Source organism: Coleofasciculus sp. LEGE 07092 (assembly GCF_015207375.1).
In the GTDB taxonomy this organism is placed as follows: domain Bacteria; phylum Cyanobacteriota; class Cyanobacteriia; order Cyanobacteriales; family Coleofasciculaceae; genus LEGE-07092.
This window is the reverse complement of sequence record NZ_JADEWY010000032.1, coordinates 35,284-50,518: the sequence shown is the minus strand read 5'-3', so window position 1 is coordinate 50,518 and position 15,235 is coordinate 35,284. Positions and strand designations below refer to the sequence as shown.

The following is a 15,235-nucleotide window of genomic DNA, read 5'->3' as shown; positions in this document are numbered from 1 at the left end:
GGCACATACTTCTCCCGCCGAAACGCGACAATTCCATCGCCGCCCTTACCAGCTTCAATTTCAATTTCTGCTTGATCGATAAATTGCATAATTTGTCATTCGTCCTTTGTCATTTGTCCTTTGTAAAAAAACAATGACTAATGTGGCAACGGATTTGATAACGGATGTTTTAGGGGTGCTCAACCACTAATGACTACTAACTAATGACCAATGACTACTCAAAAATAGTTTGAGACATCTTCACCCCGCTCATCTGCCAGATAGGATAATGCTCGAAAGCGTAAGCCAACTAACTGGTCGTAGAGGGGATTGATCTTGCACATTGCCGGAATGTGGGCGATTTTGCGACCAAATAAGTTTACATCGCGCTCAAATGGACATTGAGACGGAATCATTTTGCAGATGACTCGCGCCACCCGTGGATCATGCACTTTCATTTCGTCGAGCCAGCTTCGCACAGGTTGCAGGATATCGGAATGGGGGTGAACCGATGTGCCAGGTTTCTGAGCCACATTATGGGCAGCGTCGGTTTGGTCGATGACCTCGCCGTTGTCGTAAAGCATATGCCGCAGTGAACTCAGCGCCTCAATTTGTAACCCCAGAGCTTCGGAGAACTGTTCCAGAACATCTGCCTCTGTGGCGGAGTAGATGCCATCTGCCATAGCTACCATCACGGCGGTTCTTAAAAAGTTCTCGGCTGTGTCGGACTCTTTTCCTAAAGCAGCGGAGAGTTCCTCAGGAGAAATGGTCTGTTCGACAGACTGCAAATCCTTATCAGAGGCAAGTTCTTCTTGAGTGAGTTGGGCTACTATTTCTTTCTCTTCGGGGTCAAAGTGACCGTCTGCCCAGGCAACAGTACATAAACCCCGCAGCCAAGCGGCAATTTGTTCTTCGGTGTAGTGAGATTGAGTAATGCTTGTCATAACTACCTTGCTTAAACTACCGACGATATTGTGGGAGCTAATTCTGGTAGAGTCTCGACTGGCTGTAAACTATAAAACACAACTGGTCTAAGGTAAGAGCTATCGGACTCTACCAGAGTTGGGAATAGTCCCGATTTCAATCTTAACTAGTGCTGCTAGATAAGTTCTCTTACCCAGAGACTGCGGTTGGAGTATGGGTGATTGAAAAGTAGCGATCGCAATAGTCTTACAATCAGGCATGGCTCAAATAAAGTTGAGTGGCATTTACATCTATCCGATTAAGTCCGCTGGCGGCATTTCCCTGGAAACTTCTCAGGTTGGGACGCACGGCTTTCAATATGACCGACGGTGGATGCTAGTGGATGAAAGGGGCAAATTTCTCACCCAGCGCCAACTCCCGCACATGGCTTTGATTAAGGTGCAGTTTGGGGAGGGTGAGTTAGGGGTTGAAGCGCCCAATCAATCTCCCCTATCCATCCCTATTGAACTTGAGAGCGATCGCCCTATCTCGGTGCAAGTGTGGAATGATATCTGTGATGCCATTCCCCTACCCCAAAAGGTCAACCAGTGGTTTAGTGAGTTTCTGGACATTCCCTGTCAGTTGGTCTATATGCCTGAAAACTCCATTCGACCGATCAACCCTCACTATGCTAACCCCAACGAACAGGTCAGTTTTGCGGATGGATTCCCCTTTTTGCTAATTTCTGAGGCATCCCTGCAAGACTTAAACGATCGCTTAGATCAGCCTATCCCGATGAACCGATTTCGACCTAATCTAGTGGTGTCGGGTTGTGAAGCGTTTGCAGAAGATAGTTGGCGTCAAATTCGCATTGGTTCAATTCCCTTTCGGGTTGTTAAACCCTGTTCCAGATGTGTGATTACCACAGTGGATCAATCTCAAGGCTTGCGGGGAAAAGAGCCGTTGGTGACTCTGGCTAAGTATCGCCTCCGTGATGGACAAATCTTTTTTGGGCAAAACTTGATTCAAGAGCAGTTGGGTACGCTGCGGGTAGGAGAGGCGGTGGAAATTGAGAGTTTTGGTAAAGGGATTTGACATTTCATACTTTATTCGGCACAAATAAGGAGAATTTTTTGAGTTGCATTTTTGCCGTTTGCACCCTAATGACAATTATCAGTTTACATAGTGTGTGAACTTAACCGAACCGTATTGGGGGTTGACAGTAAGGGATACTTGAATCATAATGTGACTATCTAGTCACTTAGATGATGAAATAGATTTATTTGCTATGCCTACTCAGACCTTTTTCAATCTGCCTGAAGAGAAGCGACAAACTATTATTAAACTGGCGATCGCAGAATTTGCCAGTCACGATTACGAAACTGCCTCAATTTCCAACATTGTTAAACAAGCAAAAATTGCCAAAGGCAGTCTATACCAATACTTTGAAGATAAAAAATACCTTTATTTATATCTAATTGACTTAGCGAATCAACAAAAAATAGCCTTTTTACAAAATGCCCATCCTCCTGAACCACAGATGGGATTTTTCCCATACTTGCGTTGGCTATTTAGTATTAGCGCTCGCTTCGATTTAACTCATCCTGATCTCAGTCAGATTGTTAATCGCGCCGTTTATGGCGACGTACCATTTCGGGATGAAGTGCTGCAACGAACTAAAAAAGGTTCAGTGGAGTATATTCAGCAACTAGTTAGCCAAGGCATTGCTCAAGGAGATATCAACAGTGATATAGACCCAGACTTAGCTACATTTATTATTTTGACTTTGGCTGAGGGCTTGAGAAACTTTATCCCCGAAAAAATTGGCATTGATCCTCAACAGTTAGCTGATAAAGTCCCAATTGACCTAGATATGCAGGCAGTAGAAAAAATTTTTGATGACTTGATTTTGGTATTGGAACAAGGTTTAGGTAGTAAATCAAGTGCATCAAACGGCAAAGAAACTCCACAAGTAAAAAATGTAGTCACTCGTCTAACAGATACTAGGAAGTAACTAAGTTGAATCTATTTTGGATTAATAGAAATTGCTCAAAATAGATTACAAAAATGCAAGTTTAATACATCAAAACAAACTCATATCCAAGTCTTTACAGGTATTCACATATGTCCTCTGAAGAAAACACACCTAGCTCATCTTATTTAGTAATCACAGATATGGAAGAAGTAGCTGAACATGACACAGATGGCATTATTTCACCCGTAGTACTACCCGAACCTCAAGAAGAAAACCTAATTATTTCACCCGTAGTGCTACCCGAACAGTCTCAAGAAGAAAACCAAGAAGTCGAGGAATCTCCCAAACCGTCCGATCGCCAGAAAAAAAAGTTCAAAAAAATCTGGATAATTATACCACTATTAGGTGCAATTTTAGCTATTGGTGGCGTATTATTCATGCGCCGGGGAGATGACGTAAAGAAAACACCGACTACCGCCGTCGAGTATTCGCCACTACCAGTACGGGTAACTACCGCCCAAAGCCAACCTATCAGCGCTTGGGTTTCGACTGAGGGAACACTCCGCGCAAAACAGTTTAGGTATCTGGCCTTCGATGTAGCAGGAGATATAACTTACATTACCAAGCGAAGTGGGCGGGGATTGCGGGAAGGAGACAAAGTGACAAAAGGCGAACTACTTGCCAAAATTGATGACCGGGAAGAACTCGCAAACGTCAGTAAGGCTGAAGCAGCGATCGCCGAAGCCCAAAAACGCAAAGCCGCAGCAGCAGCAGATGTAGCTTCCGCACAATCACAGGTAGCACAGGCGCGATCGCAGGTGCAACAATTACAGGCACAGGTAGCAAAAGCCCAATCTCAACGCAACTTGGCACAAACCCAACTCAAACGCTACCAATACCTATTTAACGAAGGGGCAGTTGCAACCAGCGAAATTGACACTCGGACAAATGCGGTTCGGGATGCCGAGGCTGACATTCGTGCCACTTCTGCTCAAGTTGCATCTGCCAAATCTCAAATTCAATCTGCTCAATCTCAGGTGAGTGCCGCCCAACAACAACTAGAAGCTACCGAATCAAGCATTACAACAGCCAAAGCCCAACTGACTCAGGCTAAAGTCGCCTTAGAAGGCACTAAACTTTATGCTCCTTTTAGTGGCATTGTTGCCTATCTCAACATTAGAGAAGGCGAATACTATACTCCTCAGTCTGTCTCTTCCCAAATCGGGGGCGATTTGCGGGAAGAAGCTAGTCTCAGTCCGTTCGGGCTGCGCTACACTCTCACCCACGATGTTTTTCATGTGTTGCTAGGCTTTGATACCAGTTATGCAGGTGAAATGGGTGTAGCAGCGTTCATGATCGCTCAAGACTACAGTAAGCTTCTAAACGTATTTCAGCCCGTGATGACATTTCTATACCCACTGATTTTTCGCTCTCAGGGTCAGCAGATGCGCTCCAATATTCGCAGAGGCAAAGCCCTCGGTGAGCAAGCAAAATGCCTTCTGGCTTATCGGTTTGAAGAAAATTGGACGCGGGCGATCGCTGATATTCGTGCTGAATTAGCGCTGGTTTTAGCAGACGAGCAGCTTGAACAAGAACCGAGCCGGGAGATGGCTACAAGTCAAGCAACCATCGCCGCTTAAGTCCACTTGCATTCAATTCACATTTCCATCTAATCAAAGGTAATTACAATGGCCAACCTCAAACGCTTCATTAAAGCATATAAAGACTATTTCACGAAAGGGGAAACCGGAGACGCGGCGTTGCTCGAATCTGAACTGTACGGATTTGGTGTAAATCCTGACGTACTGGTACAACTGCAAGATCTCGCAGCTTACTATCCCAAGATTGATTTAACACAACTGAGTCAACTCCCTGAAGGCACATTGGGTTATGAGTATGCCCAGCACATGCTCAAAAACGGGATTCAACCGTTAGAAATCAGTGATGATCTGCGGGCAGAAGCCGAGCGTCATCCGTTTGCACTGCGCTACACCGTTACTCACGACATCTTTCATATTTTGCTGGGATTTGATACCAGCTATCCGGGTGAAATGGGCGTGTTCGGATTTACTGTTGGTCAGAACTACACCAAAGCACTGAATCTGGTTTATCCCTTAATCAAGTTGATTTTTGTGATGATCAAGCCGATGCAAGCTAAGGCAATCTTTGCCAGTGCCAGCAGAGGTAAGGAACTGGGTGAACAGGCAAGCTGTTTGCTGGCTTATCGGTTTGAAGAGAATTGGGCGCGTGCGATCGCAGATATTCGTTCTGAGTTAGGGCTAGTTTTAAAAGATGAGCAGCTTGAAAAACAACCAAATAAAGCAACCGCCAAAGTTCTATCTGAAGAAGGCGTTGCCGTTTAGCAGCCTATTTCAGGCTACTGTACAAACACCATAACCACAACTTAACTAAAGGAGACACTTCATGATTGAGTACAGAAACAATTCCAACAACAACATTGTCGAACTCACGGTTGAAGGCAAAATTACCGAAGCAGATTTTGATCGAGTCGTTGCTCAGATCAAGGCTGATATTGAGAAGCACGGCAAACTAAGGCTGCTAGAAGAAATCCGCAGCTTTGAGGGCATAGATCCTATTACCCTCTGGAAAGATGCTCAGTTTGGGCTGAACCATGTAGGCGACTTCACCCACGCTGCGGTGGTTGCAGACGCTGAATGGGTACGCACTATTTCTGCTGCTGCGGATAACATTTTGTCTGCCAAGGTGAAAGCGTTTGAGCGATCGCAACTCGAAGAAGCCCGTACTTGGCTACTAACCGCGCCAGAGCAGAGTCAAGAGCCAGGGATGGAATACAAAAGCAATGATCTCAACAACGTTGTAGAAATAATCATAGAAGGCAAGATCACCGCAGCCGACTTTGACCGCATCGTTCCCCAGATTCAGGCCGACTTCGCAAAGCACGGAAAACTAAAGGTTCTAGAAGAAATCCGCAGCTTTGAGGGCGCAGACCCTATGGCACTTTGGAAAGATATGCAGCAGGCGCACATGGTCAAAGATCTGACCCACGTAGCGATTGTGGCAGATGTCAAATGGATGCGGACGATTGCTGAAGCTGTCGGTGCTGTCTTTCCTTTTGAAGTGAAAGTTTTTGAGCGATCGCAAATTGAGACAGCCCGGACTTGGCTTACCAATAGCTAAACTAGACCCTCAGTAACCGAACCGTATTGGAGGTGAACCTGCCCACATCCACGTCAAGCGAGATTGGCAAATCGTTAAGTTTTGGCTCGATCCTGTTTCTCTGGAAAAGAACCGGGGCTTTAAAGACCATGAGTTAAATCAAATCATGGGACTCGTGGAAGAACACCAACAAACGTTGCTAGAGGCTTGGCATGACTACTTTAATACTTGGGTTGACTACACGAAGCACATCGACCATAATGCAATCATGAAGGAGCGATCGCCTAAAACTGCTGATGCAGGTGGATAAGCGGTATGTCACAATTTAAACAGGGATAGCCGAAGGTAAACGCGATGCCCCAACTACTTGACAAAACTCCCGACCAACGCATCGTCCATCATAGGACTTGGGAACAATAAACGCAATTCCTTCCATCGATCTTGGTGTCCTGTAAGCTAGTTGGAAGGGATTACGGAGATCTTGTATGCTGGAGTCCTTTCAGATCAATAATTTTAGGCTCTTTCAACACCTTGAAGTGGGAAGGCTAAGTCGTGTCAACCTGGTTGTTGGCAGGAATAATGCTGGAAAGAGTACATTTCTCGAAGCAGTAGAACTCTATGCCAGTAATGCTTCTTCTACCGTTCTTCTTGACCTTGTAGAGTCTAGGCAGGAGACTTGGTTTAGCGAGGTTCAACTGCATTCTCAAAATTTTTTCGATAATCCTATGCGGCATCTCTTTTTTGGTCACAAATTGCCGAGAATAGGAGAAGAGGGAATTTCTCTTGGGGAAGTCTCTTCACATACAAAGATTCATATTGGTGCTGCCGTATATCAAAATAAAAATGATGACGAAGGCACAATAAGGAAAATTCGCATCTCTGATGTTCAGTTTGATGAAGACCTATCTAATGTTGAAGTTTTTCTTGTAGCAGAAGAAGGTAAAAGAACTAGGAGACTTTTTAGATTAGCTAGGGATGTGAGAGACATTCGACATAGCTCTAGAATGCTTTATGGACGGCAGGAATCTGAGTTCAAATACACATGGCAGATTGTTTCAACAGAAAATATGCCTAATCGCAAATTAGCTGCTCTTTGGGATTTAACAAGCTTGACCGATTTAGAATCGGAAGTTATTTCTGCACTCCATCTGATTGATGATCGAATTTCTGGGGTTGCTTTTGTAGAGGATATTAGTCAAAAACGTTCAGGTGATAACCGTATTCCGCTAGTGAAAATTAAAGGGATAGATGAACCATTACCTCTCAAAAGTATGGGAGACGGTATTACCCGTCTATTTCATATAATTGTCGCTCTTGTAAATGCTCGTAATGGGCTTCTCTTAATTGATGAATTTGAAAATGGATTGCATTGGAGTGTGCAACCTAAAGTTTGGGACATTGTTTTTCAGCTAGCCAATAGGCTTAATGTTCAAGTTTTTGCAACAACGCATAGTCGTGATTGTATAGAAGGGTTTAATCATGCATGGAATAAATACCCTGCGCTTGGTGCTTTCTTTCGGCTTGATGCGAAGGCTGGGCTGATTAAAGCAACAGAGTATACATCGGAGACACTCACTGATGCTATTGACATGGATGTTGAAGTACGGTGAGTAGTATGAGGGACGTTTGTAGACAAGATACAGATAAAGTATTGCTTGTTGAAGGTGATAACGATTGCCACGTTGTTATGGCTTTATGTGCTGCTCATACTGTTCCTGAAACTTTTGGTATATATCAATGTGGTTCAGATGTCGAGGTTTTGAAACGGCTGAATGCTCTAATTGTACGTCCCGATCCTCCTCAAGTAATAGGCGTTATGCTTGATGCTGACAAACCTTCTCTTGAAGGCAGATGGCAGAGCATAAAAGGTAAATTAAGGCATTACAGCTATGTCTTTCCAACAACTCCTGATGCTGATGGTACGGTAGTTGAGAGTGTTGCAGATGAACCTAAGCTTGGATTTTGGCTCATGCCCAATAATCAGAATTCTGGTATGTTAGAAGACTTTTGTGCTGAACTGGCAGAACCAGCATCACTAGCATTCGCACGAGAATGTGTTGAACAGGCGCACGGAAGAAAGGTAACAACATTCAAAGCAGTGCATCGCAGTAAAGCGGTAATTCATACATATCTTGCTTGGCATCATGAACCTGGCTATCCCCTGGGAAAAGCAATTACAAGGCAAGCTCTTCGTCCTCACACAGATGTTGCAGTAAGATTTACCAATTGGTTAATACGTTTATTCACATAAATCGCTGCACCGGAACGTTAGGGAGTACATACTCATAACAAGTGCGAGCGCACTTCTCACTTTAGACGAATATTATCAACCACTACCAGGAAAGGCTAAACCACGCGATCGCCTAAAACTGCCGATGCAGGTGGATAAGCGGTATGTCACAATTAAAACAGGGATTGCCACAGGTGAACACGATGCCCCAACTACTTGACAAAACTCCCGACCAACGCATCGTCCATTATGGGACTTGGGAACAGTTCAAATTCATCCAAAAGGGATTTGATGGTTCTCCTGGCGTGCGGCTGTTTTACTATGACGGGGCGATCGAGGTTCTCATGCCAGGACGTGAACATGAGACTTTTGCCAGCATTATTGGTTATTTAGTGACAACCTTTCTCGTCGAAAAGGGTATTTTCTTCCAGCCAACCCGATCAATGACTCAAGAAAAAGAAGGGGTTGTTTCTGCTCAAGCGGACGAATCCTACTGCATTGGGAGTGTAAAAGCAATTCCAGATTTGTCCACCGAAGTCGTTTTTACCAGTGGTAGCACCAGCAAGTTAGAGCGCTACAAAGCACTGGGGGTTCCTGAAGTTTGGTTCTGGGAAGATGGCTTGCTGACGCTCTATCATCTTCGCAACGGTAGCTATGAACGCATTGATCGCAGCCAACTACTCGGACTCAATGAACTCGATCTTGATTTGTTGAGACGCTGTATTTTGATGGCTGAAACTGACACTGGAGAAGCAATTAGAGCGTTTCGTCGGGAGATTTAGTGTAAATTAAGGAGAGGTTAGTGTTAAGGAGGTAGAGGGTATGGCTCTGGCATCAGATGAACACCCAGAAATCATTCGTACAGAGCGTGGGCTGACAATTGCAGGAACGCGGATTACCCTCTACGATGTAATGGACTATGTGACAGCTCAATATCCGCCCAAGTTTATCCAAGGATTATTTGAGCTTACAGAAGAACAAATTAACGCTGCTCTAGCTTACATTGAGAGCAATCGTGTAGAGGTGGAAACAGAGTATCAGCAAGTTCTCAAAGAAGCCGAAGAACTCCAACAATACTACAAAGAGCAAAATCGTGAACTAGTTACCCGAATTGCAGCACAGCCGCCTAAGCCTGGGACTGAAGTCGCTTGGGAAAAACTGCGGGCAGCTCAGGCAAAGCGCAAGTCCAAGGTATGATTTTTTGTCCGAGTATCGAAGTCGATGTGTTGAAAGTCTAATTAAAATTGTGCTTGATATTGATAGTTATCGAGGTGTAAGACGAATCTTCATTCCGTAATGGTAAGAATATCTCCAACCGCTACAAGAAGAGGCTAAACCACGCGATCGCTTACTACAATACTGGATGCATTCCCATCACCTCATCATCCCCTTTTTAGAAGACGCGATCGCAACGACTCCATAAACTTTTATCCCCTGTTTGCGTAAAATTTGAGCAGCCGATCGCACCGTTGCCCCCGTGGTATAGATATCATCGACGATTAGCACGGGTGAGGTGGGGGAATTTCGGCGAAAGCTTTTGCCAATTTCCAAAGCACCTGTTAGATTCTGCGATCGCTCTTGCACCGATAACCCAAACTGCGCCTCAGTTTCCCGGATGCGTTCTAAACCAAAGGGTTGATGAGAATAACCTGTGAACTGGCAAAAACTTTGAGCAATGAGTTCTGCCTGATTGAAACCCCGTTTTTGCCGCTTGCTGGGGTGAATGGGAATAGGAACCACCGTTAGTTTTTTACTTTCCTTGGCAACGGGAGATTTCTGCCAAGCTTCACCCAACCAGTAACCCAACGGACGCGCTAACTGGGGTTTGTTGTCGTATTTTAAAGCAGCGATCGCTCGTTTCAAAACACCCCCATAATTCCCCCAGACGAATACGGGTAACTCTTCGTGCCAAAATTCGCTGGGGTTACTCAGTTGGCAGCGCTGCAACTGTCGGTGGCAATACTCGCACAGTTCGGCGTTAGCAGGGCGATCGCATCCTCAAGGATATCTGTTGTAACTACTCAAAACCAGCTTGACAGACCGCTAGGAGGACACTGAGAGCAACCAATCCTATTAAACCAACTAAAGCTGGATTTCGTTGACACCAGAACTTTATTGTCTTTGGAAAGCTGTGACGGGGAGTGTAAATTGGGTCAGTTTCTAACTGAGACTGGGATATATCCGTGTAGAGGGTACATTCCTTAGCATAGGGACGTTGAGGAAAAGTACAAGTATCATCGGCATGGTAGGTGCAGCTTTCACACAATGACTCCTGTTCTACCGCTCGATGTAAGGTAATACCCGGATGACCGTAAGCTTTGAGAACCGTGCCGCAATGGGGACAAGTCAGCGCCTTGCTATCGATAGATTGACGGCAACAGGGACAATTTTGCATTATGTAGTAGCGATCGCTATTCAAGACTAGTATCTTATCAAGCTGCTCACTCTTAGCTTGATACCTGGGGGAATTTTCGGATTTGATACTCAGTTGTTTCAATCATCTGATACGACTCTCCAAACTCCCGGTCAAACTGCTGTTCGACTTTTGTTAGCCGTTCCAAGGAAATTGACTTCCACTGTTCACGGCTTGCCCAACGAATCACTAACACCAGTTCTCCTGGTACTCCTGGATCGATCCAGACTTCTTTGCTGACGAATCCTGGACAGCTTGCCAGCATCGAATTCCAAATTTCAGAGTCTTTCTGAATGAAGTTTTCCCGTAGTTCGGGGGAGACTCTGATTTTGAGCCACTCAATTACCATCTTTAAGTTCCGTGACGCTGATTTAGTGGTTATCCTCTCCCCTTCAATCCTAACGGATCATAATAGGAGAGGAATTGCTGCATTTAAGGTGGCTGTAATAGGTCATGAATACTTTAAGGCAGACCGGAAAAGCAGCAATTGTTGGTAAGATGTCCCACAATAGAACTGTAGGTTGGGAGTACCCAGCGGGTAGAAAGATGGATAATCAAGACTGGCTCAAGCAGCTATTAATGGTTGGTGTTGGCACGACCTCTATGGTCGCTGAGAAACTGCGAGAAGTGAGCGATGAGTGGGTAAAAGAAGGAAAAATTAACCCGGAGCAAGCTAAAGGGTTTGTCGATGACATGGTGCAGCAGATTAAGTCAGAGCAGGGCAACGTTGAAGCGACCATGGAACGGCAACTGCGTAATATGCTACAGGATTTAGGTGTAGCCCGCCAAAACGAAATTGATGAATTGCGGGGGCGCATCGACCGCTTGGAACGCCAAGTGCGAGACTTAGAAAATAAGCTCTGGCGTTAAGAACATTTCATCGGAGGATAAATTTTGAGAGAAATTCTAATCAGCTTGGGAGTTGTCGTAGCCTGTGGATTGCTATTGGTTGTGACTCAACTTAGCCGTGGAACAGCGATGGCTGACGAACTCAATCCCACTCAACCTGAAGCCATTACCCAAGTCAGGAGTACTAGTCTAGCTGCTAACGAAACAAACCTTATGGCAATGAATAACGACTCCGCAGACGAACCGACTACAGATGGGGAGGTAGTGACTACATCCTCGGGTCTGAAGTATATTGACCTTAAGGAGGGAGAGGGGGCAATCCCCAAAAAGGGTCAGACCGTGGTAGTTCACTACACCGGAACCTTAGAAGATGGCACTAAGTTTGATAGTTCCCGCGATCGCAACCGTCCTTTTTCGTTCAAACTAGGCGCTGGACAAGTCATCAAGGGCTGGGATGAAGGTCTTGCTACCATGAAAGTTGGTGGACGCCGCCAACTCATTATCCCGCCAGACTTGGGTTATGGCGCTCGTGGTGCAGGTGGAGTGATTCCTCCCAACGCCACCTTGATTTTTGATGTGGAACTGCTGAAAATTAGCTAAAAACCTCTCTGGTACTCCCCACTCCCTACTCCCTACTCCCTACTCCCTACTCCCTACTCCCTACTCCCCTGTTCATCAATGTGCGACCGCTTGTCAGTAAGTTTGTTGATTGGCTAAGTTCAAAAACTTAGTTAACTCAGGTTTGAACAAAAGTTTAACCGTTCCTGTCGGACCGTTACGGTGTTTAACGATGATTACCTCTGCCACATCTCGATCAGGAGAGTCGGGATTGTAGTAACTATCTCTGTATAACATCATGATTAAATCGGCGTCCTGCTCGATCGAACCTGACTCTCTCAAATCAGACATCATGGGGCGCTTGTTCGTGCGAGCTTCCACCCCGCGACTGAGCTGAGATAGAGCAATGACAGGAACGTTAATTTCACGAGCCAATCCTTTCAAACTGCGCGTTATGCGAGAGAGTTCTTGCACTCGATTGTCACTACCACTCCCTTCCATTAACTGCAAGTAATCAATTAAAACCAATCCCAACATCCCACCTTGTTCTGCCTGAAGACGCCGCACTTGCGATCGCATCTGCAAGACGGTTGGGTTGGCAGTATCATCAATATAAATCGGTAGCTCCGATAAAGTCCCTAATGCCTGACTCAAGGGTTCCCATTGATTTTGAGCAATTCGTCCAGTCCGCAGATAATTACTCTCAATTCCCGCCTCACTTGCCAGAAGTCGCTGCACGAGCTGCTCCTTCGACATTTCTAAGCTAAAAATTGCCACGGGAAGTTGTTTGGCAATATCACGGGCAATCCCAATCGCAAAACTGGTTTTTCCCATTGACGGACGACCCGCAATGATAATCAGGTCAGACCGTTGGAAACCACCCGTTACGGCATCCAAGTCGTAAAAATTGGTAGGGATACCCGGTAGGGCAATACCCTCATGGCGGGTTTCTATTTCCTGAAACGTCTGAATTAACGTCTCAGAAATTGGCACCAGACCTTGCTGAGGGCGCTCTTGAGTAAGGTTAAAAATTTTCTGTTCCGCTTGGTCGAGAACTGTTTCCAACTCTAAAGAAGTCTCGTAACCCAGCCGAACTATATCGTTACCGGCTTGGATAAGCTGGCGGCGCAGGTACTTGTCCATCACCAGTCCCGCGTATCGGTCAACGTTAACCGCTGACACCGTGCGCTCGACTAACTGCGCTAACTTGCTCTCACCCCCGACTTTTTCCAACAATTCGTGGTCGTACAACCAGGTGGTAACGCTCATCAAATCCGTCGGTTTACCTGACCCGTGCAGGACTAAAGCCGCTTTGTAAATTTGTTGATGGGTACTGATATAGAAAGCTTCAACCACAAGCAAGTCCGCCACCCGACCAATAGCTTCGGGGTCGAGTAGAATACCTCCAAGAATTGCCTCTTCCGCATCAATGTTTTGAGGGGGTAGAGAGTTAATAAATGCAGAAAAGTTAAAGTCAGCCATAGCCAAGACGGTAAGAGAAACGAATAAGGGAGCTGAGTAACAGATGCCGCCCCATCACTCAACCCCCAATCCTTACCCGCGAACGGGTCAACCCTGCTAGTTGGGGTTACTCGCTCTTACTTGTTGCTAGATGGGCGCAACGTGAATTTCTACAATCGCTGTAACTTCTGGGTGCAGTTTGACTTCTGCTTTGTAGAAACCGAGCTTACCGATATCGGGTAGAGTGATTCCCCGCCGGTCTACTTCTTGACTAGTGGCTTCCTGAATCGCCTCTGCCACATCTGCGGCAGTTACGGTGCCAAAGATGGCATCGTTTTCACCTTCTTGCTTGCGAATGGTAAAGCGACCGATGGTTTCTAGAGCAGTCTTGCGGGCTTCGGCTTGCTGCTTCTCTTCGAGTAAACGCTGTCGCTCTTTTTCTTTGCGCCGCTCGACTTGCTTGAGAATGCCTGGAGTTGCTATAACCCCAATGCTTTGGGGAATTAGATAATTGCGAGCATAGCCGGGAGCGACTTCCACTAGATCGCCAGTTTTGCCCAGCTTTCTAACGTCTTTATTTAAAACTAACTGTACACGTTTTGCCATGGTCTTTTGTTGGGTACGGACTTCTTTCTAGATCGAGTTCATCCCACAATTGTTAGCGCAGCAGAGTTTAGCAAGCGCGGGTGGGATGCAAGTGAGCATAGAGGATAGCGCATGGGATTAACGCTGCCCGATGCTCAAAGCTGCCGCCAAAAACTTTCCCACCCCCCTAAGAGAGATGGGTTTCCCCGACGGCTTTTTATGATGATGCTCGCTCAGATGTCCATATTACGAAAATTTGTTGAGCGATCGCAACTCAACATTCAAGGGATGGCAGCGGATTTATTAAAACCGATCCTTCATGCCCCGCAACCGCGCAAAGGTCTGTACGGGTTCTTTGGCGTTGACTACAGACTGGATAGCGGATTGCTCCCAGCGCAAAAATGGATTAGTACGCTTTTCAACCCCTAGCAAAGAAGGCACTGTGGCTTCTTTGCTACGACGAGCCTCTTCAATTTCAGCATAGCGAGTGTTTAGGTCGGGGTTTCGGGCATCTACCGTCAGGGCAAATTGCAGATTTTTCAGGGTGTATTCGTGAGCGCACCAAACCCGCGTGTTATCAGGCAAATCCCGCAGCTTGCTCAAAGACTCGACCATCTGGGCTGGCGACCCTTCAAATAGTCTGCCACAACCGCCTGCGAATAAGGTATCGCCGCAGAACAAGTCACCTGTTTCACCCGTGGTGGCTGGGGGAAAATAGTAGGCGATATGTCCGCTAGTATGTCCGGGAACGAACAAAACTTCGCCAATGCGATCGCTAAACTTAACAGTATCGCCCTCCTCTAGGAACACTTGCTGTCCGGGAATTCTGCCTCGATCCTTGGCTCCTCCATAGACACAGACATTGGGGAAATGCTGCATCAGTTCTCGATTACCGCCGACATGATCCATGTGGTGGTGAGTGTTGAAAATGGACACCAACTGTGCGTCAAGTTCTTTCAGGTGCTTGAGTACGGATTGAGCTTCTGCGGGATCGACAACAGCCGCGATGTTGTGTTCGGAGTCATGTAACAAAAAGATATAGTTGTCAGAAAGGGCTGGCAGTCGGTATACCTGCATCTTGAGTCGTCTCTCTTCTTAGAATCTTCAAACAATTTAGCTGTATGTAACGGGTGAACCTACTGCA

The 15,235-nt window shown here is 46.0% G+C and carries 21 protein-coding genes; 12 read left to right on the top strand and 9 right to left on the bottom strand.

Annotated features, from left to right (window positions below):
- The 3 genes from IQ257_RS10385 to IQ257_RS10375 all read right to left on the bottom strand — a co-directional run.
- On the bottom strand, positions 1 to 89 hold an 89-nt coding region (locus tag IQ257_RS10385), incomplete at its 3' end, for a hypothetical protein (protein WP_193933025.1).
- A gap of 129 nt (positions 90 to 218) precedes the next feature.
- Positions 219 to 923: a Mo-dependent nitrogenase C-terminal domain-containing protein gene (locus IQ257_RS10380; RefSeq protein WP_193874258.1), complete on the bottom strand. Its 705-nt coding sequence runs from the start codon at positions 921 to 923 to the stop codon at positions 219 to 221.
- A 99-nt stretch (positions 924 to 1,022) separates the two neighbouring features.
- Positions 1,023 to 1,163, bottom strand: a complete 141-nt coding sequence (locus tag IQ257_RS10375; RefSeq protein ID WP_193874256.1) for a hypothetical protein — start codon at positions 1,161 to 1,163, stop codon at positions 1,023 to 1,025.
- Between IQ257_RS10375 and IQ257_RS10370 the strand changes: the two genes are divergently transcribed.
- The 10 genes from IQ257_RS10370 (at position 1,162) to IQ257_RS10325 (ending at position 9,422) form a co-directional block, all read left to right on the top strand.
- Entirely contained in the window at positions 1,162 to 1,977 is an 816-nt protein-coding gene (locus IQ257_RS10370; RefSeq protein ID WP_193874254.1) for an MOSC domain-containing protein, read from the top strand. The genes IQ257_RS10375 and IQ257_RS10370 overlap by 2 nt on opposite strands.
- 193 nt (positions 1,978 to 2,170) lie before the next feature.
- Positions 2,171 to 2,896 (top strand): TetR/AcrR family transcriptional regulator, encoded by a 726-nt coding sequence (locus IQ257_RS10365; protein ID WP_193874252.1) that lies wholly within the window; start codon positions 2,171 to 2,173, stop codon positions 2,894 to 2,896.
- Between the two features lie 161 nt (positions 2,897 to 3,057).
- Positions 3,058 to 4,497, top strand: coding sequence for a Coq4 family protein (locus IQ257_RS10360; RefSeq protein WP_193874250.1), 1,440 nt, complete (start codon positions 3,058 to 3,060; stop codon positions 4,495 to 4,497).
- A 48-nt stretch (positions 4,498 to 4,545) separates the two neighbouring features.
- Complete coding sequence (locus IQ257_RS10355) at positions 4,546 to 5,220, top strand: Coq4 family protein (protein WP_193874248.1); 675 nt, start codon at positions 4,546 to 4,548, stop codon at positions 5,218 to 5,220.
- Positions 5,221 to 5,281: 61 nt separating this feature from the next.
- Positions 5,282 to 6,016 carry an STAS/SEC14 domain-containing protein gene (locus tag IQ257_RS10350; protein WP_193874247.1) on the top strand — a complete coding sequence of 245 codons (735 nt, stop codon included), beginning with the start codon at positions 5,282 to 5,284 and terminating at the stop codon, positions 6,014 to 6,016.
- A 25-nt stretch (positions 6,017 to 6,041) separates the two neighbouring features.
- The gene (locus IQ257_RS10345) at positions 6,042 to 6,305 is read left to right on the top strand and encodes a DUF4160 domain-containing protein (protein WP_193874276.1); all 264 of its coding nucleotides are present in this window, start codon (positions 6,042 to 6,044) and stop codon (positions 6,303 to 6,305) included.
- Between the two features lie 175 nt (positions 6,306 to 6,480).
- Positions 6,481 to 7,605 carry an AAA family ATPase gene (locus IQ257_RS10340; RefSeq protein ID WP_193874246.1) on the top strand — a complete coding sequence of 375 codons (1,125 nt, stop codon included), beginning with the start codon at positions 6,481 to 6,483 and terminating at the stop codon, positions 7,603 to 7,605.
- A 5-nt stretch (positions 7,606 to 7,610) separates the two neighbouring features.
- Positions 7,611 to 8,246, top strand: a complete 636-nt coding sequence (locus tag IQ257_RS10335) for a DUF3226 domain-containing protein (RefSeq protein ID WP_193874245.1) — start codon at positions 7,611 to 7,613, stop codon at positions 8,244 to 8,246.
- 182 nt (positions 8,247 to 8,428) lie between these two features.
- Positions 8,429 to 9,007, top strand: coding sequence for a Uma2 family endonuclease (locus IQ257_RS10330; protein ID WP_193874275.1), 579 nt, complete (start codon positions 8,429 to 8,431; stop codon positions 9,005 to 9,007).
- 40 nt (positions 9,008 to 9,047) lie between these two features.
- Entirely contained in the window at positions 9,048 to 9,422 is a 375-nt protein-coding gene (locus tag IQ257_RS10325; protein ID WP_193874244.1) for a DUF433 domain-containing protein, read from the top strand.
- A gap of 177 nt (positions 9,423 to 9,599) precedes the next feature.
- Here IQ257_RS10325 and IQ257_RS10320 read toward each other — a convergent pair whose 3' ends face one another.
- The 3 genes from IQ257_RS10320 to IQ257_RS10310 all read right to left on the bottom strand — a co-directional run bounded on the left by IQ257_RS10320 (position 9,600) and on the right by IQ257_RS10310 (position 10,987).
- On the bottom strand, positions 9,600 to 10,172 hold the full coding sequence (locus IQ257_RS10320) for a ComF family protein (RefSeq protein ID WP_228060593.1): 573 nt from the start codon (positions 10,170 to 10,172) through the stop codon (positions 9,600 to 9,602).
- Between the two features lie 70 nt (positions 10,173 to 10,242).
- Positions 10,243 to 10,620 carry a zinc ribbon domain-containing protein gene (locus IQ257_RS10315; RefSeq protein ID WP_193874273.1) on the bottom strand — a complete coding sequence of 126 codons (378 nt, stop codon included), beginning with the start codon at positions 10,618 to 10,620 and terminating at the stop codon, positions 10,243 to 10,245.
- A gap of 52 nt (positions 10,621 to 10,672) precedes the next feature.
- The gene (locus tag IQ257_RS10310; RefSeq protein ID WP_193874243.1) at positions 10,673 to 10,987 is read right to left on the bottom strand and encodes a TIGR03792 family protein; all 315 of its coding nucleotides are present in this window, start codon (positions 10,985 to 10,987) and stop codon (positions 10,673 to 10,675) included.
- A gap of 197 nt (positions 10,988 to 11,184) precedes the next feature.
- Here IQ257_RS10310 and IQ257_RS10305 point away from each other — a divergent pair, with 197 nt between their 5' ends.
- Positions 11,185 to 11,508, top strand: coding sequence for a phasin family protein (locus IQ257_RS10305; RefSeq protein ID WP_193874272.1), 324 nt, complete (start codon positions 11,185 to 11,187; stop codon positions 11,506 to 11,508).
- A gap of 24 nt (positions 11,509 to 11,532) precedes the next feature.
- On the top strand, positions 11,533 to 12,087 hold the full coding sequence (locus tag IQ257_RS10300) for an FKBP-type peptidyl-prolyl cis-trans isomerase (protein WP_193874242.1): 555 nt from the start codon (positions 11,533 to 11,535) through the stop codon (positions 12,085 to 12,087).
- Between the two features lie 93 nt (positions 12,088 to 12,180).
- On the opposite strand, the gene dnaB is transcribed toward IQ257_RS10300, so the two are convergent.
- The 3 genes from dnaB to gloB form a co-directional block, all read right to left on the bottom strand.
- On the bottom strand, positions 12,181 to 13,527 hold the full coding sequence (gene dnaB, locus IQ257_RS10295; RefSeq protein WP_193874241.1) for a replicative DNA helicase: 1,347 nt from the start codon (positions 13,525 to 13,527) through the stop codon (positions 12,181 to 12,183).
- Positions 13,528 to 13,653: 126 nt separating this feature from the next.
- A complete protein-coding gene (rplI, locus tag IQ257_RS10290) occupies positions 13,654 to 14,112 on the bottom strand; it encodes a 50S ribosomal protein L9 (protein ID WP_193874240.1) in 459 nt (152 codons plus the stop codon).
- Positions 14,113 to 14,394: 282 nt separating this feature from the next.
- A complete protein-coding gene (gloB, locus tag IQ257_RS10285; protein ID WP_193874239.1) occupies positions 14,395 to 15,168 on the bottom strand; it encodes a hydroxyacylglutathione hydrolase in 774 nt (257 codons plus the stop codon).
- Positions 15,169 to 15,235 lie beyond the last annotated feature (67 nt).